The organism is Paenibacillus curdlanolyticus YK9, assembly GCF_000179615.1.
Lineage (GTDB): Bacteria > Bacillota > Bacilli > Paenibacillales > Paenibacillaceae > Paenibacillus_T > Paenibacillus_T curdlanolyticus.
The window spans coordinates 383087-404594 of the sequence record NZ_AEDD01000001.1 but is presented as its reverse complement, the minus strand read 5'-3'; the positions used below and the strand labels follow the sequence as shown (position 1 = coordinate 404594).

The window sequence follows — 21508 nt, the reverse complement described above, 5'->3', positions numbered from 1 at the left end:
CACACGATACGAAAGCATATTCGCTCTAGAGCAATGCGATTAAGGCTTGGCCTTATCACTTATTAGCGTCCATGCCGTATCCTCAGCTAGCACACGCTCATCCTCCGGCATTGTGAAGTGAACCTCGATCCATTCATAAAAACTTGCTGCATCAAACTGAAGCTCTACCGTTTCACCCGTAGCTTTATCTACACTTACCATACTCGTTCGTGGTTTCTTAAAATACTCTTGCACCACATTCATGCCGACAATAAAATTGACTCCTCCAGCACCATATTCATTGTCTGTGTTCGGAAAATGAAGCTCAACTAAGCTTATATTGAAAGCTATATTCTTTTGATGGTTATGTAGTTCTTGCACAATATGAAAAGCCATGTCCTTAATCGTCTCGTCGTTAGTGATTGAACCATCACTAGAATCAACGATAGAGAGCTGCACCACATAGGCGTCTCTTAGATTTGTCTTTCCATGAGCACTTTTGTCATGCTTAACAATTTGTGAAGGGAAATCGTATTGGTCCGTAAACTTCCCTTTTCCATTTAATGCATCCAGCTTGTTCAAATGCTCAACTACGTTATCTACCGTCCATTGTTCTGGTGTTTGTGCTTTCTGCTGCCCCTCCGCATTCTGCTCATCTTTCTGTTCCCTGGCTGCCGCTTCTTTCACAGCTATCTGCTCCCGCTCTTGCTTCTTACGCTCTGCTTCCTGATCAGCAGCCTCCTCCGCCTTATTCTTAGCGAGTTTAGCTTCCTCTGATTCGGCCTTGGCCTCGGCTTTAGCTGCCGCTTTTTGGGCAATTGCTGCTTTCTCTTCAGGAGTTGGTCCGGGATTTGCTACACCACAGAGAATAAAGAACAAGATAAACGTTGGGAAGTAATATAAAGCCGCCCTTTACGAGTTCTGGTTTCAGGCTTTCCCCACCGAATAACGAGCGAAGGGCGAAATAGCCCAATAATAAATGCGATGAACAAAATTAAATACAGAATTCCAAATACCGTACTAAGCGATTCCACAACAATATCCCCCACACTATCTTAATTTTTTTAGGAGTTTTGTATATTCACCATATTCATCTTCTCCGATAAACAATACAGTTGTAAATCCCTTCTTTTCATAGAGATACCTTGCATTTAAATTACCTGTATCTACACCAAGCGCTATTTCCTCATATCCAAGTTGTTCAGCATAGTCAATCAAAAAATCAAGAATACTGCTACCTATTCCACGATTGCGATATTCTTCTTTTACAATCATACGAGATAGATAAATTCGCTTATCTGGAATCGTATAATCGGGATCATCGTTTCTAAAAACCAATGAACCTTCACCAATAAACTCTTCATTATCTCCTAAACAAATAAAGGTAATTCTATTCCCGGTTACTAATTCATCATAAAACATCTTCACCATTTTCGGTTGCTTGCCCATATCCCATATGTTATTGCATTTATAATATTCTTCGAGATTTAATTTCTTTATATGATACAAAGCCATAACCTAACCCTCTCCTTTCATTATATAAGCACGAGACGCAATCGCTTCAAGCTACTATATCAATAAACCATTATCCTTGTTAACCCCACTCCTACACAAGTTCGTATTCTGTATGTCGTATCTCTCAGCTTCGTTCAGAGGGCGGGAACAACGAAAAAGACGACCTCCAGTTTAGGAAGTCGCCCATACAATCAAATCTATTTTCCGATTGCTTATATACTCAATAAAAAAAAAGTGGTGCCGAGGACGGGGGTCGAACCCGTACGATGGTCACCCATCGCAGGATTTTAAGTCCTGTGCGTCTGCCAATTCCGCCACCCCGGCACGTTTAACAAAAGAAAATCTGGTGGGCCCTGAGGGACTCGAACCCCCGACCAATCGGTTATGAGCCGACCGCTCTAACCAACTGAGCTAAGGGCCCCTCTCACATCGCGTTTCCGCAATTGCTCGACCGAGACAAATAATAATATACTATATTTTATATTTGTAAGTCAATCATTTTTTTAGAATTTGTTTTTTCCGGTTATGGCAAATAGCGGACGCCGTATCTTCCTTTGCGCGAACGGAACACTTCAACCTCTGTCGGGCTCTCATAACCATAGATCCACCAATCGTTCTCCATGCGTCGCACCAAGCAGCCTGCTTGAAACTTCGATTCGTAAAGCCGCCCCCAATAAATCCATTTCATTGCAATCCCTCCGAATGTTTGATCTCATGTGAGATTGTTTTTAATGTACCCATAATCAGCGAAAACAAGCAGTGCGCATACAATAAGATAAGGAGTAATTTGTAAGGTGGAGGTGTTACGATGGAATACGGACTTGCGCTCTTTCCTTCGAAGGTTATCCAGCAGTTTGCGAACAGCTGGCGTAAAAGGCTGGATCCGAAATACGAGCACATCTCGCCGCATATGACGATTCGCGAAAGCGAGAGCTGGAACACCGAGCAGCTGACGGCTGTACGCGCCCATCTCGGCCAATGTACGTCTCAGCTTGCGCCTGTAACGGTACGCATCAATCGGGTGTCGACGTTTTTCCCGGCGTCCAATGTCATCTATCTTGCACTCGAAAAGCCAGAGCCGGTGATCGCGTTACGTCACGCCGTCTGTACAGGGCCTCTAGCGCTGCCAAGCCCAACGCCTTACACGTTTACCCCGCACATTACGCTTGGGCAAAATATGACGCCTGACGAGCTTCACGACGCCTATGGCGGATTACGCATGCACACCCTTGATTTTCCTATGGAAATCAGGGCAATTCATCTCCTGCAGCGCACCGATCACGGAATCTGGACGTTATATGAATCCTTCCCCCTTCTCGGCGGGCAGCCTGCAGCTACGAACGAGGATGATTAAGTATCTCCACCATTGAAAAAAGCCTCCTGCAATGCACCGCGATAACGGTGCATTGCAAGAGGCTTTGATTTGCTGCAACTAGAAGTTAACCCTTTGCTGCTTCTTTCACCATTGGCTTCACTTCAACCGTGCTGCCGCCTTCGGCTTGGCCGGTCGGGTTCGTCTTGAGCTTCTCCAGAACCGCGTTGCCTTTGGTTTCCCACTCGGCGAGCGCCTCTTTCGTTGTCTTCGTGCCCTTGACCACTTCATTAAACAGGTCGTTGCCAGGGTTTTGCGCTTCCCAGATGCCTGGCTTATCGCGATAGAGCGAATCCATGTCAGTCGAAGTCGGAGGCACAGGCTTCAGCGTGTAGAACGCGCTGATGTTGAATGGCGTGGAGCCGTCCGGTACCTTGAGGAACTCTTTGCGCGAAGTCAGCTCGTACTGGCTGCGCGACTTGAGCTTCGCCCATTCGCGGCTGTTCGAGAATTTAATAAACTCCCATGCATCGTCCGCATTTTGTGCATTTGCGTTAATGCCCATCAGTTGGTTAAGCCCGATATTGCCGCCAACGCCCATTTGCTCTTGATGCTGCGGCACTGTTACTACGTCCCAGTCGACTGGCGTGAAGCCTTTAATTTTCGAAGCATTTTCTTTGGCGCCGTTCAGCTCGTTAACAAAGCTGAAATCGGAAATCGTCATTGCCACTTTGCCATTCATGAACCAGTCGCCATCCATCGGATTGTACGAATCCGAAGCCGCTGGCTTCTTGCTCTCATTGACCTTGTTCACATCGTCTTGATCCGGAATGATGTCGTCCTTGTACAAGCCGGCAACCGTCGTCCAAGCTTTCTCCCAGCCTGGCTTGTTGACGAGCATTTTCTCGCCCTTGTCATCCCACATTTTCAACTGAAGTGCGCTTGCATAGTTTTGAACGTCCCAGATGCCGTTGCTTCCCGGCCAGCGATTGAACGTAAAGCCGTATTTGCGGTCTTTTCCTTCGCCTTTGGATACGCGACGCGCAAGGTCGAGAATGTCAGGCCAGAGCATATTGTCCGTCGGGACAGGCACGCCAGCATCTTTGAACAGTTTCTTATTATAGAATAAGGCCGAGCTGCTGAAGGTTGGCGTCAGGGCATAAATGTTGTTGTCGCCAATCTGTTTGATGCCGTCAATTACGGTTGGAACATAGTCCGTCAAATCGATTTTATCTTTAGTGATAAGCGGATCAAGCTGCTGAAGCAGGTTGTCTTGGATCAGACGTTTCAGCTGCGTATAGTCGATTACGACGACGTCAACGGGATTTTGGCCCGTCAGCATCTTCTTAAGCTCTTCGTATACGTCTGGCTGCTTCTTCTTCGGATCATACTGCTCGTAGCGCTGGCTATCCGAGTTGATCGCGCCTACGATCTCCAGGTCGATATTCGAATGCGTGAACTCGAACGTGTCGGTATATTGCTGGCGGAACCAAGGCTCATTGTCCTTGCCGCCATACAGCGTACCAATTCGGAGTACGCGGCGTTCCGCCGACGTATCCTTGTCTCCCCCGCTGCAAGCTGCGAGCATCGGCACAATCAGTGTCAATGCGACGGATACGGATGCAACGCGTGTAAACCATGTTCTTTTTGTCATTTTGTATTTACCCCTCCAATGATTTCGGCGGCATGATTACGATGCGTTCGCCATCAAACTCAATCGTAGCTTTATCTGTAATGTTGAGCGCCGACAAATATTCTTTGGGCACCTGCAGCCTCCCAACGCGATCCACGACGACATAAGCTTCATGAACCTCTTGCAGCCCACTCAAGCCAACTACTACGCCATCATCCAGATTCGGATTGCGTTTGATAAACTCGGTGCTCGTTAAACCATCTCGAATGGCGACCACCCGGTCAACCTTGCCTGCCAGCGTAAGGTCATGCGTGACGATGACGATCGTTACGCCAAGCTCGCGATTCATCCGGCGGAAAATATCCATGATAAGGTCTGCCGTTCGCGTATCGACAGAGCCGGTCGGTTCGTCCGCCAGCAGCATCTTCGGCCGATTGGACAGCGAGATCGCAATCGCGACGCGCTGCTGTTCGCCGCCCGAGAGCTGATGCAGCTTGTTGTACATTCGGTCCTTCAGGCCGACCCACTCCAGCAGCTGCTTCGCATAGTTGCGATCTGCCTTGCCCGCCAGCATCATCGGCATCTCCACATTCTCGAGCGCCGATAAGTAAGGCAGCAGGTTGCGCGCATTGTTCTGCCAGATGAAGCCGACGGTATCCCGTTTGTATTCCACGAGCTGGTCTTCCGTAATTTTCAGCAAATCCCATGGCCCGACGGATACCGAGCCGGCTGACGGGCGGTCAAGTCCCCCCAATATGTTCAAGAGGGTCGACTTGCCGCTGCCGCTGTTGCCGATGATCGCCATCATCTCGCCGTCTTCGACGCGCAGGTTCAAGCCTTGCAGCGCGACGACTTCCAAATCGTCGGTTTTGTAAATTTTGACCAAGCCTTCGCACTCTATCATCGCTTACCGCTCCTCTCCCATTTTGACCGCTTGATGGACGCGCAGCCTGCGAATATGCGTAAGCAGCAGCAAGGCGCCAATCAGCATCATCACCGACACGACAATGTACAGCTGCGTCGTATCCTTGGAGTCGAAGACGACCCGGAACGGCGGCACAGAGCCCGCAACATTGTCTGTCGTCTGGAGGAACGGCAGGAACAGCAAGCTTGCGATCTTGCCAATTACAATGCCAAGCCCAATCGATAGGCCCGCTGTGAACAGCTGCTCCAGCAGCAGCATGCCCGTCAATTGGCGCCTCGACAGTCCCATCGCCCGCAGGACGCCGAATTGCACGACCCGCCCTGACAGATTGAAGAACCAATACAAAATATAGCCCGTTAAAGATACAACGACGGATACGAGGAAGCCGAGGCTCAAAATACCGAATACGCCGCCGCGCGTAGGCAGCTTCGACTGGGTGAGCAGCTCCGCGCGCGAGTCTTCGACGGATGCGAGCTCGATCCCTTTTTGCTGCAAAGCCGTCATAATTGGCGCCACCTTCGCTCCCGGCTTCATCTTGAGCCATACCTCGTAAGGAACGACCGGCATTTGATCATAGATATAATCCAAATTCGCGATAATGAACGGCGATTTGTCAGGATACTGACTTGGCCAGTATGGCAAAATGCCCGCGACAGCGAATTCAATCATGCCGTCCTGCAGCCCTACTTCAATCGTGTCTCCGAGCTTGAGCTGATATTTTTTCGCCACAGAGGATGGAATTAACGCCGCTTGCTCGAACAAGCCGAGATTGTTCAGATAGTAGTAAGGATGAACGGGATATAACCCTTCGCCAAACCAGGCCACCTTCGAAAAATCAACATTATCAATGCCCATCAGCGTACCTTGGCCAATCGACCGGGTCGCAACGACTACATTGCCTTTCGTCTGAAGCACGCGAGCCGCAGCTTCTACACCCTCTAATTCCTTAAATACCTCGAATGGAGGCTCCGAGTAGTTGATACGGGTTGGCGTCTTGTTTCCTCCGCCATTCGGGTTGCCACCGCCGTTTCCGCCGTTTCCGCCGTTGCCCCCATTTCCTCCGTTTCCTCCTCCATTCCCGCCGCCTTGATTGCCTCCGCCGTTGCCGTTCCCGCCGTTGCCGCCTTGGCCGTTGTCAACGAGCTCGGCGCGTCCCTCCCAGACGGTTTGGATTTTGACATCCGTCCCGTATTTGTAGAGAATCCGCTCGGTGGAGTTCAGGTCGATCGTCCGCGCGGCAGATGCATTATAAACACCAAGGCCGAGCGTCAGAATGAGCAAAATCATTAACGGATAGTAGCCCTTGGAAGAGCGAGATAATTGCGTAAGCGTCAAATATAAAGGTACCGGCAGCAGCTTGCGTCCCAGCCAATTAAACAGCTTGAGCAGCCATGGGAATATGCGCAGGAAGAACAGCCCAAGCGCAAATATCGCAATAGCTGGCACGAAGAACAAGAATGGCTGAACGTTCAGCTGATCGGTTGTCATGCCGGTTTGGAACGTAATCATTTGGCGCTCATTAAACAGATACCAGCCATATCCAGCAACCCCGAGCAGCAATACATCCAAAAACCACCGCTGCCAGCCTGGACGGCGATCCGATCGCGCCAGCTGCTGCTTATAGCCGACGATGGACGACCGTGCGTAGATGACGGCAGGAATGACTGTCGCCAAAATGGCCAACAAAACCGCCGCGCCGCCAGCAATCATCGCATCTGTCGAGAAGCCGATCGGGATCGACTTGCGTTCCACGAACGCCAAGAAGCCATTCGCTGAGCCGATGCTCTTGGCCATGAACCAGCCCAGCAGCGGCCCCGCAATCAATGCCGCTACACCGAGCATTAACCCTTCAAGCAAGTAAATCCATACAATTTGACGTGTCTTGGCCCCCCTACTGCGGAGCACAGCAATGTCAGAGCGCTGCTTGTCGAGCGATTGGCGCGCATTCATTGCAATGAAATAGAAGACCATCGCGATCATCGGCGCTGCCAGCGTAAAGAGCAGCGTCTGCAGCTGCAAGCTCTGCTTGCGGAATTCCGTTAACGTCGATGCGAACGAGATTTCAATCTTCGTGTTCTTCATTTTCTGATTCAAATCAATATTCAACCGTTCAAGCGTATGGCCAAGCGGCGTCAGCTGGCTCGTTTTGATCTCTTTCAGATCGAATGCGTAGTACCAGCTTGCCGTATGCAGCGGGATGCTTTGCTGCTCCATCAGCTGCTTCGTGAACGTCTCGCCGCCAATTTGGAGGCCGCTCATCAAGCTTTCGATGCCTTGGTACCAATACGGATCGGTGTCGGATAACGGCTTATAGGCGCCTACGATTTTGACATTAAGCGTCAAGTCCAAACCGCCATAAACCGGATATTCGAATACATCATCGATATGAATATCGTTGCGGTACATCGCTTCTTCCAGCATGACAGCCTCGATGACGCCATCGCTGCTCGTAGATGAATCCACAAACCATCGGCCCTGCGTGAGCTCCACCTTATCCTTCAAGCCCGCCATCGTCATTAACGACATCTGGCGTACGCGGCTCGCATCGACCTTAGAGCTGTCGACAGGCACGATCTCGGTGCTGCGGATCGAATAGGTCTTCACCTTCGTATTCGCTGGGAATCCGATATGTCTAGGCACATCCTTGTCAATGAATTCGTCGACAGTGCCCAGCGCCTTCAGATCCGTCTTGCCGCCAGCGGCAGCTTGATTGCGAATCAAGAGGGAGCCAGCCGGCAGGCCATCGCTCTTCTCTTGCAGCGATTGAGCGACAACGCGCTTCAGCGCGCCATCCGCATACATCGGAATGCTAGTCGCAAAAGCAACGGCAAGTACTAGACCGGCGAACGTGCTGATCGTCAGCCAGCGCGTATTCCACATTTTGCGAAAAATAAATCGAAACAACGGGATCCCCATAGCTTATCGCCCTACGACTTTCTGCCCGGGGGTCAACCCTTTCAGGATCTCCGCTTCCGTCGCCGTCTGTTGACCGAGCTCGATATCAACCTCCCGTTTCGTGCCATCGGCTTCGATGACCTGCACGTAATTGCGAGAGCCAATGCTGCGAAGCGCAGACAACGGAATGACGATGGCGTTCTCCTTGCGCTTAATAATAATATCCATCGACAGCAGCGTGCCCCGGACGGCGCCTTTCGGCATTTTCTCGAGCTGCACGGTCAAGAAATCCTCTGGACGCTCCGGACGTTCGCCGTTCTGGCCGGGATTGCCGCCGTTGCCATTGCCGTTGCCATTCTCTTCGCTTGGCGAAGGCAGCTGCTTCACGACGCCCTTCACTTGACCAGCGCCGTTCACATCTGCAATAACCGGCATGCCGACCGTCACTTGCGCAAGCTCATCCTTATCCAATTTCGCCGCCGCAGTCAGTTTGCCATTATCAGCCACGATGCAGATCGGGTCGTATGCTTTGATCAGATCGCCCTTCTGCACGTTCAAGCCTACGATGCTGCCCGAGAATGGCGCAACCAGTGTCGCTTTATCGATCTCCGTCTGAATGTCAGCCAATCCTTGCTTGAATTCCTCGAATACGATGACGGCTGCTTCAAATTCGACCGGCGTCATCTCGTCCTTCTTACGAAGCGTTTCCTTCATAGCGACTTCTTGCTTACGCAAATCAAGCTGCTTGTTGCGCAAATCCTTTCGCAGATCATCTACGTCAAGCTCAGCGATGACATCGCCGGCTTTTACTTTGCCATCCGGTTTCACATAAAGCTCCTTCAACCGTTTGCCGTCGAGCGTAAAATACATCGTTTCTTCTTGAAGCGAAAGCATTTTGCCAATCGCCGAAACTTTCGTCTCCAGCGTTGTCGTCGTAACTTCATATTCCGGTTTCTTCGATATCGTAGGCGGCGTAATCGAAGGCAGCTTCTCTTCTTCCGCCTCCTTCGGCAGCAGGCCGCATCCTCCTGCTGTTAATAACGATACGCTTAGCACTACAGCCGCGGATCGCTTAAACAAATTTCCCGTCCACCATCTCGTAAACATGGTCGGCAACCTCCAAAATCGTAGGATCGTGTGTAGTCATGCATATTGTCACTTGTTCTGTTGCGATAATATTTTGAAATACCGCCATGATTTGCGCCGACATCTGGGAATCCAGCTCTGCCGTCGGTTCGTCTGCCAATAACAATCGGGGCCTATGGGCAATCGCCTTCGCTATCGCAACGCGCTGCTGTTCGCCGCCGGACAGCTCGAACGGACGATGATGCATCCGCTTCTCCAGCCCAACTAATCGTAAGCAATGCGCGACGCGCTGCTTCCATTCCCCCTTCGGCACGCCAGCCATTCGGAGCGACAGCTCCACGTTCTCCCAAGCCGAGAGCAGCGGCATAAGGGCAAACGCTTGGAAAATAAAGCCCATTTCCTTCCGCCTCGTCAGCGTTCGGTCGTTATCGCCCAGATCATGAAACGGGAGGCTATGAAACCAGATTTCGCCTTTGCTCGGCTGATCCAACCCGCCCAGCATGTTCAGCAACGTCGTCTTGCCCGAACCGGATCGTCCCCGCAGCATTACAAGCTGATTCGGCAGCAGCTCCATGTTGATGCCTTTCAGCACATGCAACGGCTGCCCCCCAACTTGAAACGTTCGTTCAACGCCCTTAACCGTTAATAGCGGCTCGCTTGATTGGGGGGTAATGGATCGATGAGCAATTTCTAATGTCGGCTCATTGCTTGCGGCAATTTCCTCTTCCGACGTTTTGGATTTACGCTTGAATGCAGTCCACATCCCCATCGGTGTGTGGACACCTCCCCCCTATGTACGTTCATTTTTCTCATTTAACCTATAGACGGCTGATGGTGGAGAAAAGTTACGCTTCTCGACAGCATTTTTGTTAAAGATTCTATAAATGAGCAAAAAATCCCCCCAACGCTATCGAACCAATCATTCGAAACCGTTAGGGGGAAGTTATCTTGTGTGCTATTCCACTTTAAATTTGGAAACGACGTTATTCAAATCTTGTACGATAATGCGCAGCTGCCCCGCTGACTCGGCCATGTTGCCCATCAGCGCCATCTGCTCCTCCGTTGCTGCTGCAACGGATTGCACTTTGCCAAGGTTATCGGCAGCGGCGGCCGAGGAATGCTCCATCGATGCGCTGACCTGCTGTGCGCTAGCAGACATCTGCTCCGCAATCGCCGCGTTCTCTTGAAGCTGCTCCGCTACAACACGTACCGAACCCGCGATGCCGCTGAACTTCTCATCAAGCGAAACCATTCTTTCGCTGCTGCGTTCCACTTCGCGCATCGTCTGGCCCATGTAATGCGAAGCGCCTGTAATATCATTGCGCGTCTGATCAACCAGTTCGCGAATGGTATCCGCCGATTCGATCGATTGTGCCGCCAGCTTCCGAATCTCGTCTGCAACGACGGCAAAGCCTTTGCCATGCTCGCCCGCTCGCGCTGCCTCAATGGACGCGTTCAGCGACAAAATGTTCGTCTGCGACGAAAACGCCGTAATTTGATCCGCAATCTGGTTAATTTGGCCGGAGCGGTGGGACAACGTCTCAATCGTATGCGAAAGCTCGGTAATGATGTTAACCACTTCACGCATTTGATCGCCGAGCAGATCCAACGCTTGCCTTCCTTCTGCCGCGATATCCGTCGTTTCTGCCGAATGATCCGCCATCGAGGTCGTGTTATCGGCGATTCGCATGATGCCAGCCGTCATTTCTTCAATGGCGCGCGAGGTTTCTTCTGCGCTCTTCGCCTGCACTTCCGTGCCGTACGTTACGTCCTGGATATGCTCCGCCACATGCTTGGCCGAGTCTGAGGTTTCCTTGGAAGCCGTATAGAGCTCTTCGGAGGAAGCAGCAACCTTTTTTGTATTTACGAGAATGATGCCTACGATGCTTTTCAATCGCTCGATCATCACATCCGCGTCCTTCAGAATATGGCCAAGCTCATCTTTCCCATACTTGCTTTCCGATGGCGGCGTCAAATCGCCGTTCATGACGCTCGACATCTTGCTCGCTGCAATTGTCACGTTTCGATTAATTTGTCGGATCGATACAAAAATCAAAATAAAGAGCAGAACGACCAAAACAACCGTTACGCTATAGTTCACTTTTGTCATTTTTTCATTTTCAGCACGCACATCGTCAATGGATTGCTTAGTGTACGCATCGACCAGGTCGCTAAATGCGTTAAGCCCTTCACGTCCTTGATCAAACATTTTGTCCATTGCAGCCGTGCCATAGCCTTTGGCCTTAATGACTTGGCGAGCTTGATCGGCCCACTGTGGGATTAAGCCCTCATACGCCTTGAACAGGTCGCTGACCACAACGCCTTCCGTCGCTTGCACATTGATAAGGCCAGCCGCCGTAACGAGCTGCTTCGCTGCTTGAACGCGCTCTGTCGCTTGGTTCAGGTTCTCCTCGAATGCTTTCACAGCATCCTCGCGCGCTTTTCCCTTCAATCGGTCCCCCTGAAGCTGCTCATAAAACATCCGCGACTGATAGAGATCTCGATCCGCATTCATTACATCGTTGTTTGTCATATAGGCTAAATCATAGATGTCGGACGTTATTTGCTTAACATCTTTCTTGAAATCCTCTGGATAATAAAATGCCGTGATTAAATAGAGGGCTAGCGGAATTCCGATCAGGCCAATGATTTTCTTTTTCAAGTCCATCCGAAATATTGCGCTTGACGCTCTTGCCATACAACAACAACTCCTCTTTCTTCATGATACGATTACTTAGTTCATCGGCGGACATATGTCAGAAAAGAAGAAAAAATAGCGAAAAACAAAAGAAAAAGTGTCGAATTTTGCAAAGTTCTTCCCGAAACCGATTTCGGATATGTAAATATAGATACATACAAAAAAGCCAGACTCGTCACGCGAGTCTGGCTTTCCGTACGAATGCTGATTATTGACCGAACGCTTGCGGATTTTCACGCCATGCTTTCAATGCTGCGATGTCATCGGACTGTACTTTGCCGATCTCGGCTGCAACGTCAATGAGCGCCGTATAGTTGGATAACGTTTCAAGCGGCACGCCTGCTTGCGCGAATGCTTCCGTCGCTTGCGCGAACTGGTACGAGAAAATCGCCAGCACGGCATTCACAGTCGCTCCGGCTTCCTGAACGGCGATAGCGGCTTTAAGCGAGCTGCCGCCCGTCGAGATCAAGTCCTCGATGACGACAACATTTTGACCCGCTTGAATGCGGCCTTCGATTTGATTCTGCTTGCCGTGGCCTTTCGCTTTGTCGCGAATGTATGCCATTGGCAGCCCAAGCTTCTGTGCGACCCAAGCCGCATGTGGAATGCCTGCAGTCGCTGTTCCCGCGATTACCTCAGCATTCGGGTAACGCTCGCGGATCACGGCAGCAAAGCCTTCTGCAATCAGATCGCGAATCGCAGGATAAGTCATCGTCAGGCGATTATCGCAATAGATCGGCGATTTCAAGCCCGAAGTCCAAGTGAATGGCTCGTTGGGGCGAAGCGCAACCGCTTCAATTTCTAATAAGCTTTTGGCAATTTCACGCGGCAATTGTTCGACGGATACCGTTGTCATACACTCATCATCTCCTCAATAATCGTTTCGAGCGCGGCACGCGGGCTTGGCGCTGCAGTAATCGGCCGGCCAATTACCATAAAATCCGTTCCTGCCTGAATCGCCTGCGAAGGCGTCATGATACGAGATTGATCGCCGATATCTGCTCCTGCTGGCCGAATGCCTGGCGTGACCGTTTGGAACGATTGTCCGCATGCTTCTTTGATCGCTTGCACCTCTTGTGGCGATGCCACCACGCCTTGAAGGCCTGCTTCGCGCGCAAGTCTTGCATAACGAAGAACAGCCTGATCAATCGGCCCAGCGATGCCAATCTCTTCGTTCAGCACCGCCTGGCTTGTGCTAGTAAGCTGCGTTACGGCGATAACGGTTGGACGTTTAGCGCCGGCAGCACCTGCAAGCGCAGCTTCTACGCCTTCCATTGCTGCTTCCATCATCGCTTTACCGCCAGCGGCATGTACGTTGAACATGTCGACACCAAGCTTCGTAATGCTGTTGGCGCCGCCTTTGACCGTATTCGGAATGTCATGCATCTTCAGATCGAGGAACACATGATAGCCCCGTTCCTTCAGCCCTTGGACAAAAGCTGGTCCAGCTGCAAAGTACAGCTGCATCCCCACTTTCATATAACAAGGGATTCCGTTCAGCTCCTGCAGCAAACGCTCTGCTGCTTCGGCGTTTGGATAATCAAGAGCGACCATGACGCGCCCTGCTGCTTGCTCCATCGTTAAGCCCATCGTTCATTCCCCTCTCCGTTGCTTCGCTAATCCTGGCCATACCCGGACATGGAAGGCGGCCACGCGCCGTACATTCCTGCTCCGTCTGGAAGCAAGGCTGTACGGCCGTTGGCCGCTTCTATTAGCTATTATTTGAACACTGGCATCGAACGCGAGGAGAAGTTGAGCGTCTCGAGCATGCGGAGCAATGCGCGAACCGTATCCAGCGAAGTCAAGCAGACTGCGCCATTCTCAACTGCTTCACGACGGATACGGAATCCGTCACGCTCAGGCGTTTTGCCCTTCGTCAGCGTGTTCACTACGAAGTTCGCTTGACCCGTACGGATCAGATCGAGGATGTTCGGCGCGCCTTCGCTCAGCTTGTTCACGCGAGTGACGCGCAAGCCAGCATCTTCAAGCGCAGTTGCCGTGCCGCCCGTAGCAATCAGCTTGTAGCCGAGCGCTGCAAAGCCTTTCATCAGATCAACTGCATCTTCTTTATCTTTGTCCGCAACTGTAACCACGATTGCACCAGTTGTCGGGATTTTCATGCCAGCGCCGATCAGACCTTTGTACAATGCTTTCTCGTATTGCACGTCGCGGCCCATAACTTCACCCGTCGATTTCATCTCTGGCGTCAGCGTAGGGTCAACGCGGCGGAGCTTCGCGAAGGAGAACACTGGCACTTTGACCGAGACGAATTCGTCTTCTGGCCACAGGCCGTCTGTGTAGCCCAGCTCAGCAAGCTTCGTGCCGAGAATGGCTTTCGTCGCCAGGTTCGCCATTGGCAGGTTCGTTACTTTGCTCAAGAACGGAACCGTACGCGAGGAGCGCGGGTTAACTTCGATGACGTAAACTTTTTCTTCATGGATGACGAACTGGATGTTTACGAGACCGATAACTTGCAGTTCCTTCGCAATCTTGATCGTAATGTCGATGATTTGTTGCTTGATATCATCGGACAGCGATTGTGGCGGATACACCGCGATCGAGTCGCCGGAGTGAACGCCAGCGCGCTCGACATGCTCCATGATACCTGGGATCAGAACCGTCTCGCCGTCGCAGATCGCGTCAACTTCCGCTTCTTTGCCCAGCATGTAGCGGTCGATAAGAACCGGATGCTCAGGGTTGATTTTGACTGCTTCCTTCATATAGAGAAGCAATTCCGTGTCAGAGTATACGATTTCCATCGCGCGTCCGCCGAGTACGTACGAAGGGCGAACCAGCACCGGATAGCCAAGGCCTTGAGCAACCGCTACAGCCTCGTCTACATTCGTTACCGTGCTGCCTTCCGGTTGTGCAATGTTCAGCTTGCGAAGCATCGCTTCGAATTTCTTGCGGTCTTCCGCTGCATCGATGCTCTCAAGGCTCGAGCCGAGAATGCGCACGCCTGCTTTAGCCAGTGGAGCTGCAAGGTTAATTGCCGTTTGGCCGCCGAACTGCACGATTACGCCGATTGGCTGCTCTTGCTCGATAACGTTCATAACATCCTCGAAGAAGAGCGGTTCGAAGTACAGGCGGTCAGAAGTCGAGAAGTCTGTCGAGACCGTCTCTGGGTTGTTGTTGATAATAACCGCTTCATAACCTGCTTTCTGGATTGCCCAGACAGCGTGTACGGTCGAGTAGTCGAACTCAATGCCTTGGCCGATCCGGATTGGGCCCGAGCCAAGCACGAGCACTTTTTGTTTGCTCGTTTCGATAACTTCGTTTTCCGTTTCATAAGTCGAGTAGTAGTATGGCGTCGTTGCTTCGAACTCAGCCGCACACGTATCAACCATTTTATATACTGGCTTCAGGCCTTGCTCTACGCGCAGCGCACGAATTTCATCTTCATGCGTATGCGATTTTGCAGCGCCTTCGCGACGCAGTTCTGCGATCGAACGGTCGGAGAAGCCTTTGCGTTTTGCTTCGTACAGCGTTTCGCGGGACAGTGTCGCTTCCTTGCGAATGCGGTCTTCGAATGCGATCAGGCTTTCGATTTTGTCAAGGAACCACCAGTCGACTTTAGTCAGATCTTGAATGTCGAGCAGCTTCCAGCCGCGGCGGAACGCTTCTGCGATCAAGAACATGCGCTCGTCGTCCGGTTTAACCAGGCGAGCCGTCAGCGTCTCGTCGTCAAGCGACGAAGCTTCCTTCAGGTGCAGGCGGTGTACGCCGATTTCAAGCGAGCGAACCGCTTTATGAATCGACTCTTCGAAAGTACGGCCGATCGCCATGACTTCGCCAGTCGCTTTCATTTGCGTTCCGAGCTTACGGTTAGCCGACGTGAATTTATCGAACGGCCAACGCGGGATTTTCGATACGATGTAGTCGAGCGTAGGCTCGAAGCAAGCGTATGTTTGGCCCGTAACCGGGTTTACGATTTCGTCCAGCGTGTAGCCTGCTGCGATTTTCGCTGCCATCTTCGCAATCGGGTAGCCCGTTGCTTTGGAAGCCAGTGCCGACGAGCGGCTTACGCGCGGGTTAACTTCGATTACGTAGTATTGATAGCTGTGAGGATCAAGCGCGAACTGTACGTTACAGCCGCCTTCGATGCTCAGCGCACGAATGATTTTGAGCGATGCCGAACGGAGCATTTGGTACTCGCGGTCCGACAGCGTTTGGCTTGGCGCTACGACGATCGAATCGCCTGTGTGCACGCCTACCGGGTCGAAGTTTTCCATGTTGCAGACAACGATACAGTTATCGTTCGCATCACGCATAACCTCATATTCAACTTCCTTCATGCCAGCGATCGATTTCTCGATCAAGCATTGGTTGATTGGGCTGTAACGAATACCCGAAGCAACCGTCTCCAGAAGCTCTTCTTCATTGGCGCAAATGCCGCCGCCCGTGCCGCCGAGCGTATAAGCTGGGCGAACGATGATTGGATAGCCAATCTCATTGGCGAAGTCAACCGCTTCTTCAACCGTCGTGACGATTACGGATTCTGGAACCGGCTGTTCCAGCTCGCGCATCAGCTCACGGAACAGGTCGCGGTCCTCCGCGCGCTCGATCGCATCAAGCTGCGTACCGAGCAGCTTCACGTTCTCGCGCTCGAGAACGCCTGCGCGTGCAAGCTCAACCGCCATGTTGAGGCCAGTTTGGCCGCCAAGCGTCGGGAGCAAGCCGTCCGGCTTCTCTTGACGAATGATTTGCGATACGAATTCAAGCGTGATTGGCTCGATGTATACTTTGTGCGCCATGTTCGTATCCGTCATGATCGTTGCTGGGTTGCTGTTGATGAGGACGACTTCAAAGCCCTCTTCCATCAGTGCTTGGCAAGCCTGCGTGCCAGCGTAGTCGAATTCAGCTGCTTGTCCGATAACGATCGGACCGGAGCCGATCACGAGAATTTTTTTGAGTTCATTATTTTTGGGCATACTGCAGCTCTCCCTTCAACGTCTCCTGCAGCCGTGTTTGAAGCGGCTTCAATGGGTTGTTCTTCTTGTGGTCGCGAATCATGTCCAGGAATTGGTCGAACAGGTAGCTCGAATCGTGAGGACCCGGCGCAGCTTCTGGATGATATTGTACAGTGAATACTGGGTGTTTCTTATGTTTAAGACCTTCGATCGAGCCATCATTGTTGTTGATGTGCGTCACTTCAAGGTCCGTGCCAGCGATCGAATCTTCCAGTACCGTGTAGCCATGGTTCTGGGATGTAATGTAGCAGCGGTTTGTTGCCAGCTCCTTCACCGGGTGGTTGCCGCCGCGATGTCCGAATTTCAGGCGAGTCGTGTCAGCGCCGCTTGCCAGAGCAAACAATTGATGACCAAGGCAGATGCCGAAAATCGGGAATTCGCCAATCAGCTGTTTAACCGTCTCAACTGCATATGGAACATCCTTCGGATCCCCAGGGCCGTTGGACAACTGAATGCCGTCCGGGTTCAGGCGACGGATTTGGTCAGCAGTCGTGTCATGCGGAACGACGATGACGTCGCAGCCGCGCTTCGACAGCTCTTTTACGATACCGCTTTTCGCGCCGAAGTCGATCAGCACGACGCGCTCTTTGTTGCCTGGAGCCGAGAAAATGTTCTTCGTCGATGTGCGCGCCACTTGATCATGCAGCAATTGTGCCACGCCAAGGCGCTCTTGCAGCTCCTCGATGCGTTCGCTGCCAGTCGTCAGAAGGCCTTTCATCGTACCGAAGTTGCGAAGCTTACGAGTCAGCATACGCGTATCGATGTCGCTGATGCCTGTAATGCCGTATTCCTTCAACAGACGGTCCAGCGAATACTCGCCGCGCCAGTTGCTTGGCACCGGCTCATGACGGCGTACGACGAAGCCGTGAATGTAAGGACGAACTGCTTCAAAGTCATCGCGCGTGATGCCGTAGTTGCCGATGAGCGGGTAGGTCATCGTTACGATTTGACCGCAGTAGGATGGGTCGGAGAGTACCTCTTGATAACCTGTAATCCCTGTATTAAATACGACTTCGCCAGTCGATTGGCCCTCAGCGCCGAAGGCGAGTCCTGTAAATAGCGTTCCGTCTTCCAACAACAATCTCGCTTGCATCCGTATCACTCCTCAGAAGTTCTGAATCTTAATGAAATAACTGCGATTGCTTATAATGGTCATGCTTTGATTCGGGTTAAACGTTCGTTCGGGAGCTGCTTCGCTTACGCTTTTGTCCACACGAGCTTGCCGTTAACGACCGTTGCCGTTGGCCAGCCGTACAGCTTCCAACCTCCGAATGGCGTATTGTTGCTCTTCGAAGCGAATGTCTCCGGACGAACTTCGCGTTCATTCTCCAGATCGACAATCGTCAAGTCTGCTGGCGCGCCAACTTCCAAGCGGCCGGTCGGCAGGTTGAACACCCGAGCTGGATCAGACGTCATACGCTTCAGAAGGAAGCCAAGCGTCCACTGGCCTGTGCGAACAAACTTCGTATACAGCAGCGGGAACGCTGTTTCGAAACCTACGATACCGAATGGCGCGAGCTGCGGCCCGCGTGCTTTCTCTTCTGCACTGTGCGGCGCATGGTCGGTTACGACGATGTCGATCGTTCCGTCCTCGAGACCTTCGATAACCGCTTGAACGTCGCGCGGCGTACGCAGCGGCGGGTTCATTTTCCAGTTCGCGTCATCGAGGCCCGGAATATCTTCGTCCGACAGCACTAAGTGATGCGGGCAAACCTCGGCAGTAATGCTGACCCCGATCGACTTAGCCAAGCGAATCAGGCGAACCGATTGCTCTGTGCTGACATGGCATACGTGATAATGAACGCCCGTTGCTTCTGCAAGCAGCGCATCGCGGCCTACATGGATGGCTTCCGACTCGTTCGGAATGCCTTTGAGCCCATGCTTCTTCGCGAAGTTGCCTTCCGAAGCCCAAGCGCCTTCAACCAGCGAATCGTCCTCGCAGTGCGCGATAACCGGCATATCGAGCGATTTAGCCAGCGCCATTGCGTTTTTCATCATTTGCGCGTTCTGAACGCCGACGCCGTCATCGGTGAACCCGATCGCGCCCGCTTCTTTCAATGCTGCAAAGTCAGTCAACTCGCGGCCGAGCTCGTTTTTCGTAATCGCCGCATACGGCAGTACGCGTACGATGCCTTCATTAGCTGCTTTGTCGAGAATGTACTTTACTGTCTCGGCTGTGTCCGTAACCGGACGCGTGTTCGGCATGCATGCGATTGTCGTAAAACCGCCTGCTGCTGCCGAGCGAGTACCTGTTGCAATGTCTTCTTTATATTCAAAGCCTGGATCGCGAAGATGGACGTGCATATCGATGAAGCCCGCGCTCACAAGCTTGCCTGCTGCATCAATGACTTCGCTGCCTGCTGTATCCGGCTGCTGGGAGCCGTCCACGATTTCTGCGATGTTGCCGCCTTCCGTGCGCACATGCTGCTTTACCAGCGTGCCCGCTTCTTCGTTCCAAACGAGGCCATTCAGAATCCATACTGACATTGTTGCGAATCTCCCTTCGTCGTTGCCGAATGTTCTTGCTGATCTTGATTATGTCGTTTGTCCGTTAGCTCATTGCTCGTTCCATAACCGCCATTCGAATCGGTACGCCGTTCGCCATCTGCGGGAAGATGCGGGACTTCTCATGCTCCACGAGGTCGCTGTCGATCTCAACATCCCGATTAACGGGAGCCGGGTGCATAATGATCGCGTTCGACTGCATGCGTTCTGCACGTTCAACCGTCAGTCCGTAGCTTTCGCGGTAGAGCGCTGCCGATTTCATCATTCCTGTAGCATGCCGCTCCAGCTGTACGCGAAGCATCATGACAACATCTGCCTTCACTGCCTCGTCCATGGAGATGTAAGGCGCGTCCAGTTCAGGTGCTTGCATCTCGGCTGGCGCACAGAATTTCACGTCTGCGCCAAGCTTGCGAAGCGCCCACAGGTTGGAACGTGCTACACGGCTGTGCAGAATGTCGCCAATGATCGAAACCGACAAACCTTTCAGGTGGCCAAAATGCTTGCGCATCGTGAACAAGTCCAGAAGCGCTTGCGTTGGGTGCTCATTGTTTCCGTCCCCTGCATTAATGAGCGGCACCTTCACCTTCGAAGCAATCTCTGCCAGCATGCCGATCGGCTTCAATCGGATGACGCCTGCATCGATGCCCATCGACTCGAGCGTCCGTACCGTGTCGTAGATGGATTCGCCTTTCTCTACGCTGGAGGCTGCCGCTGCAAAGTTCATCACTTCCGCGCCAAGCCGCTTCTCCGCCATTTCGAACGAGAAGCGCGTACGCGTGCTGTTCTCGAAAAACATGTTCGCAACAAACTTTCCTTGCAGGACTGGCGTAAGCTTCTCCGCTTGTCCTTCCCAATAAGCCGCTCGATCGAGAATCGATTCGATTTCCGCCGCGTCGAGATCTTTCAATCCGAGTAAGCTGCGTTGCTTCAATGCCGTTGTCATCATCCGGCTTGCCCCCTTATTATTGCATGTTTACAAGTCGCTTAGGCTGCTGCCGTAATTAATGGATGATCGTCACTTTATCGTCGCCATCCACTTCGGACAGCGAAACATCAATTTGCTCCTGCTTAGAGGTTGGCACATTCTTCCCGACATAATCCGGTCGAATCGGCAGTTCGCGATGCCCGCGATCGACGAGTACGGCAAGTTGAATGATTTCCGGTCTCCCACGGTCCATGACAGCGTCCATTGCTGCTCGAATGGTTCTGCCCGTGTACAAGACGTCATCGAACAAAATAATTCGGCGCCCTTCGACGTTGAGGTGATTGCATTCCTGCTTGGCAGCTGCCGTTTCGTTGCGTGCCTGGCTTGAAGCGTTCGATCTGCGGTCATCCCGATAAGCGGTAATGTCCAGATCCGTTACTTCCACCGGCTTTCCCTCAATCTCTTCGATCAAAGCCGCAAGACGTTCAGCCAAGTAAATGCCTCTCGTCCGAATCCCGACCAGCATGCAATTGTCGATCCCTTTGTTCTTCTCGACAATCTCATGGGCGATTCGCGTTAATGCGCGCCGTATCGCTGTTTCATCCATCAAAATCCGCTGTTCGGCCATCATGGAAACCGTTTCCCCCTCTCATACCGCATCAGACGACATCGTTCGTCTTTATCGTATGTTTTTACAGGTGAGCGCATAAAAAAGCTCCTTGCCTGTTGGGCAAGGAGTTAGCTGATAACCCAGTGGCTCCGTCAGCGAAGACAAGCCATCCGCAACCCAAACTCCGTACTAAGGAATTGGCATATGCAGACACCCTGTCTTGCCGGCTGCGGGCCGACTGAGACTTCATGTTATCACGCTACCTTGCCAGCCTCACAGGGCTGATTTAAAGGTACTGCTGTATCAAAGGAATTATCCCATGTTCGACACGAGATGTCAATACCTGCAGCCCCTTCCGCCACGCGAATCGCCCGCTTTTTCTATATCGTTACTATTGATGATTCGGCATGTTTTTAACCGGAATGGAATTAGCCAATATGGCGCTGCCAATACGC

General features: G+C 52.0%; 17 protein-coding genes and 2 tRNA genes. 1 reads left to right on the top strand and 18 read right to left on the bottom strand.

Translation table 11 applies throughout. From position 1 onward, the window contains the following. Nucleotides 1–39: 39 nt before the first annotated feature. From PAECUDRAFT_RS01850 to PAECUDRAFT_RS26060, 5 genes are all read right to left on the bottom strand, one after another. Nucleotides 40–858 carry a hypothetical protein gene (locus PAECUDRAFT_RS01850; protein ID WP_006036390.1) on the bottom strand — a complete coding sequence of 273 codons (819 nt, stop codon included), beginning with the start codon at nt 856–858 and terminating at the stop codon, nt 40–42. Nucleotides 859–1029: 171 nt separating this feature from the next. Then, on the bottom strand, nt 1030–1494 hold the full coding sequence (locus PAECUDRAFT_RS01845) for a GNAT family N-acetyltransferase (protein WP_006036389.1): 465 nt from the start codon (nt 1492–1494) through the stop codon (nt 1030–1032). Nucleotides 1495–1729: 235 nt separating this feature from the next. After that, a tRNA-Leu gene (locus PAECUDRAFT_RS01840) sits at nt 1730–1818 on the bottom strand. Nucleotides 1819–1838: 20 nt separating this feature from the next. After that, nucleotides 1839–1915: transfer RNA gene (locus PAECUDRAFT_RS01835), tRNA-Ile, on the bottom strand. 102 nt (nt 1916–2017) lie between these two features. Next, nucleotides 2018–2182 carry a hypothetical protein gene (locus tag PAECUDRAFT_RS26060; protein WP_006036388.1) on the bottom strand — a complete coding sequence of 55 codons (165 nt, stop codon included), beginning with the start codon at nt 2180–2182 and terminating at the stop codon, nt 2018–2020. A gap of 120 nt (nt 2183–2302) precedes the next feature. On the opposite strand from PAECUDRAFT_RS26060, the gene PAECUDRAFT_RS01830 reads away from it, so the two are divergent. Beyond that, the gene (locus tag PAECUDRAFT_RS01830; protein WP_006036387.1) at nt 2303–2848 is read left to right on the top strand and encodes a 2'-5' RNA ligase family protein; all 546 of its coding nucleotides are present in this window, start codon (nt 2303–2305) and stop codon (nt 2846–2848) included. Nucleotides 2849–2933: 85 nt separating this feature from the next. Here the strand turns inward: PAECUDRAFT_RS01830 and PAECUDRAFT_RS01825 are convergent, their stop codons facing one another. The 13 genes from PAECUDRAFT_RS01825 to pyrR all read right to left on the bottom strand — a co-directional run bounded on the left by PAECUDRAFT_RS01825 (nt 2934) and on the right by pyrR (nt 21074). Then, nucleotides 2934–4460 carry an ABC transporter substrate-binding protein gene (locus PAECUDRAFT_RS01825; RefSeq protein ID WP_006036386.1) on the bottom strand — a complete coding sequence of 509 codons (1527 nt, stop codon included), beginning with the start codon at nt 4458–4460 and terminating at the stop codon, nt 2934–2936. 7 nt (nt 4461–4467) lie between these two features. Then, nucleotides 4468–5343: an ABC transporter ATP-binding protein gene (locus PAECUDRAFT_RS01820; protein WP_006036385.1), complete on the bottom strand. Its 876-nt coding sequence runs from the start codon at nt 5341–5343 to the stop codon at nt 4468–4470. Nucleotides 5344–5346: 3 nt separating this feature from the next. Further along, on the bottom strand, nt 5347–8280 hold the full coding sequence (locus PAECUDRAFT_RS01815; RefSeq protein ID WP_006036384.1) for an ABC transporter permease: 2934 nt from the start codon (nt 8278–8280) through the stop codon (nt 5347–5349). A gap of 3 nt (nt 8281–8283) precedes the next feature. Next, on the bottom strand, nt 8284–9366 hold the full coding sequence (locus PAECUDRAFT_RS01810) for an efflux RND transporter periplasmic adaptor subunit (protein WP_006036383.1): 1083 nt from the start codon (nt 9364–9366) through the stop codon (nt 8284–8286). Beyond that, nucleotides 9332–10114, bottom strand: a complete 783-nt coding sequence (locus PAECUDRAFT_RS01805) for an ABC transporter ATP-binding protein (protein WP_006036382.1) — start codon at nt 10112–10114, stop codon at nt 9332–9334. Before PAECUDRAFT_RS01805 ends, PAECUDRAFT_RS01810 begins: the two co-directional genes overlap by 35 nt. A 186-nt stretch (nt 10115–10300) precedes the next feature. Then, on the bottom strand, nt 10301–12043 hold the full coding sequence (locus tag PAECUDRAFT_RS01800) for a methyl-accepting chemotaxis protein (protein WP_006036381.1): 1743 nt from the start codon (nt 12041–12043) through the stop codon (nt 10301–10303). A gap of 208 nt (nt 12044–12251) precedes the next feature. Continuing rightward, nucleotides 12252–12899 carry an orotate phosphoribosyltransferase gene (gene pyrE, locus PAECUDRAFT_RS01795; RefSeq protein ID WP_006036380.1) on the bottom strand — a complete coding sequence of 216 codons (648 nt, stop codon included), beginning with the start codon at nt 12897–12899 and terminating at the stop codon, nt 12252–12254. Then, nucleotides 12896–13633 carry an orotidine-5'-phosphate decarboxylase gene (gene pyrF / locus PAECUDRAFT_RS01790; RefSeq protein WP_006036379.1) on the bottom strand — a complete coding sequence of 246 codons (738 nt, stop codon included), beginning with the start codon at nt 13631–13633 and terminating at the stop codon, nt 12896–12898. Before pyrF ends, pyrE begins: the two co-directional genes overlap by 4 nt. 128 nt (nt 13634–13761) lie before the next feature. After that, complete coding sequence (gene carB / locus PAECUDRAFT_RS01785) at nt 13762–16974, bottom strand: carbamoyl-phosphate synthase large subunit (RefSeq protein WP_006036378.1); 3213 nt, start codon at nt 16972–16974, stop codon at nt 13762–13764. After that, the gene (locus tag PAECUDRAFT_RS01780; RefSeq protein WP_006036377.1) at nt 16961–18106 is read right to left on the bottom strand and encodes a carbamoyl phosphate synthase small subunit; all 1146 of its coding nucleotides are present in this window, start codon (nt 18104–18106) and stop codon (nt 16961–16963) included. Before PAECUDRAFT_RS01780 ends, carB begins: the two co-directional genes overlap by 14 nt. A gap of 104 nt (nt 18107–18210) precedes the next feature. After that, on the bottom strand, nt 18211–19500 hold the full coding sequence (locus tag PAECUDRAFT_RS01775) for a dihydroorotase (protein ID WP_006036376.1): 1290 nt from the start codon (nt 19498–19500) through the stop codon (nt 18211–18213). A 64-nt stretch (nt 19501–19564) separates the two neighbouring features. Continuing rightward, a complete protein-coding gene (locus PAECUDRAFT_RS01770; RefSeq protein WP_006036375.1) occupies nt 19565–20464 on the bottom strand; it encodes an aspartate carbamoyltransferase catalytic subunit in 900 nt (299 codons plus the stop codon). 55 nt (nt 20465–20519) lie between these two features. Continuing rightward, nucleotides 20520–21074 carry a bifunctional pyr operon transcriptional regulator/uracil phosphoribosyltransferase PyrR gene (gene pyrR / locus PAECUDRAFT_RS01765; protein ID WP_006036374.1) on the bottom strand — a complete coding sequence of 185 codons (555 nt, stop codon included), beginning with the start codon at nt 21072–21074 and terminating at the stop codon, nt 20520–20522. Nucleotides 21075–21508 lie beyond the last annotated feature (434 nt).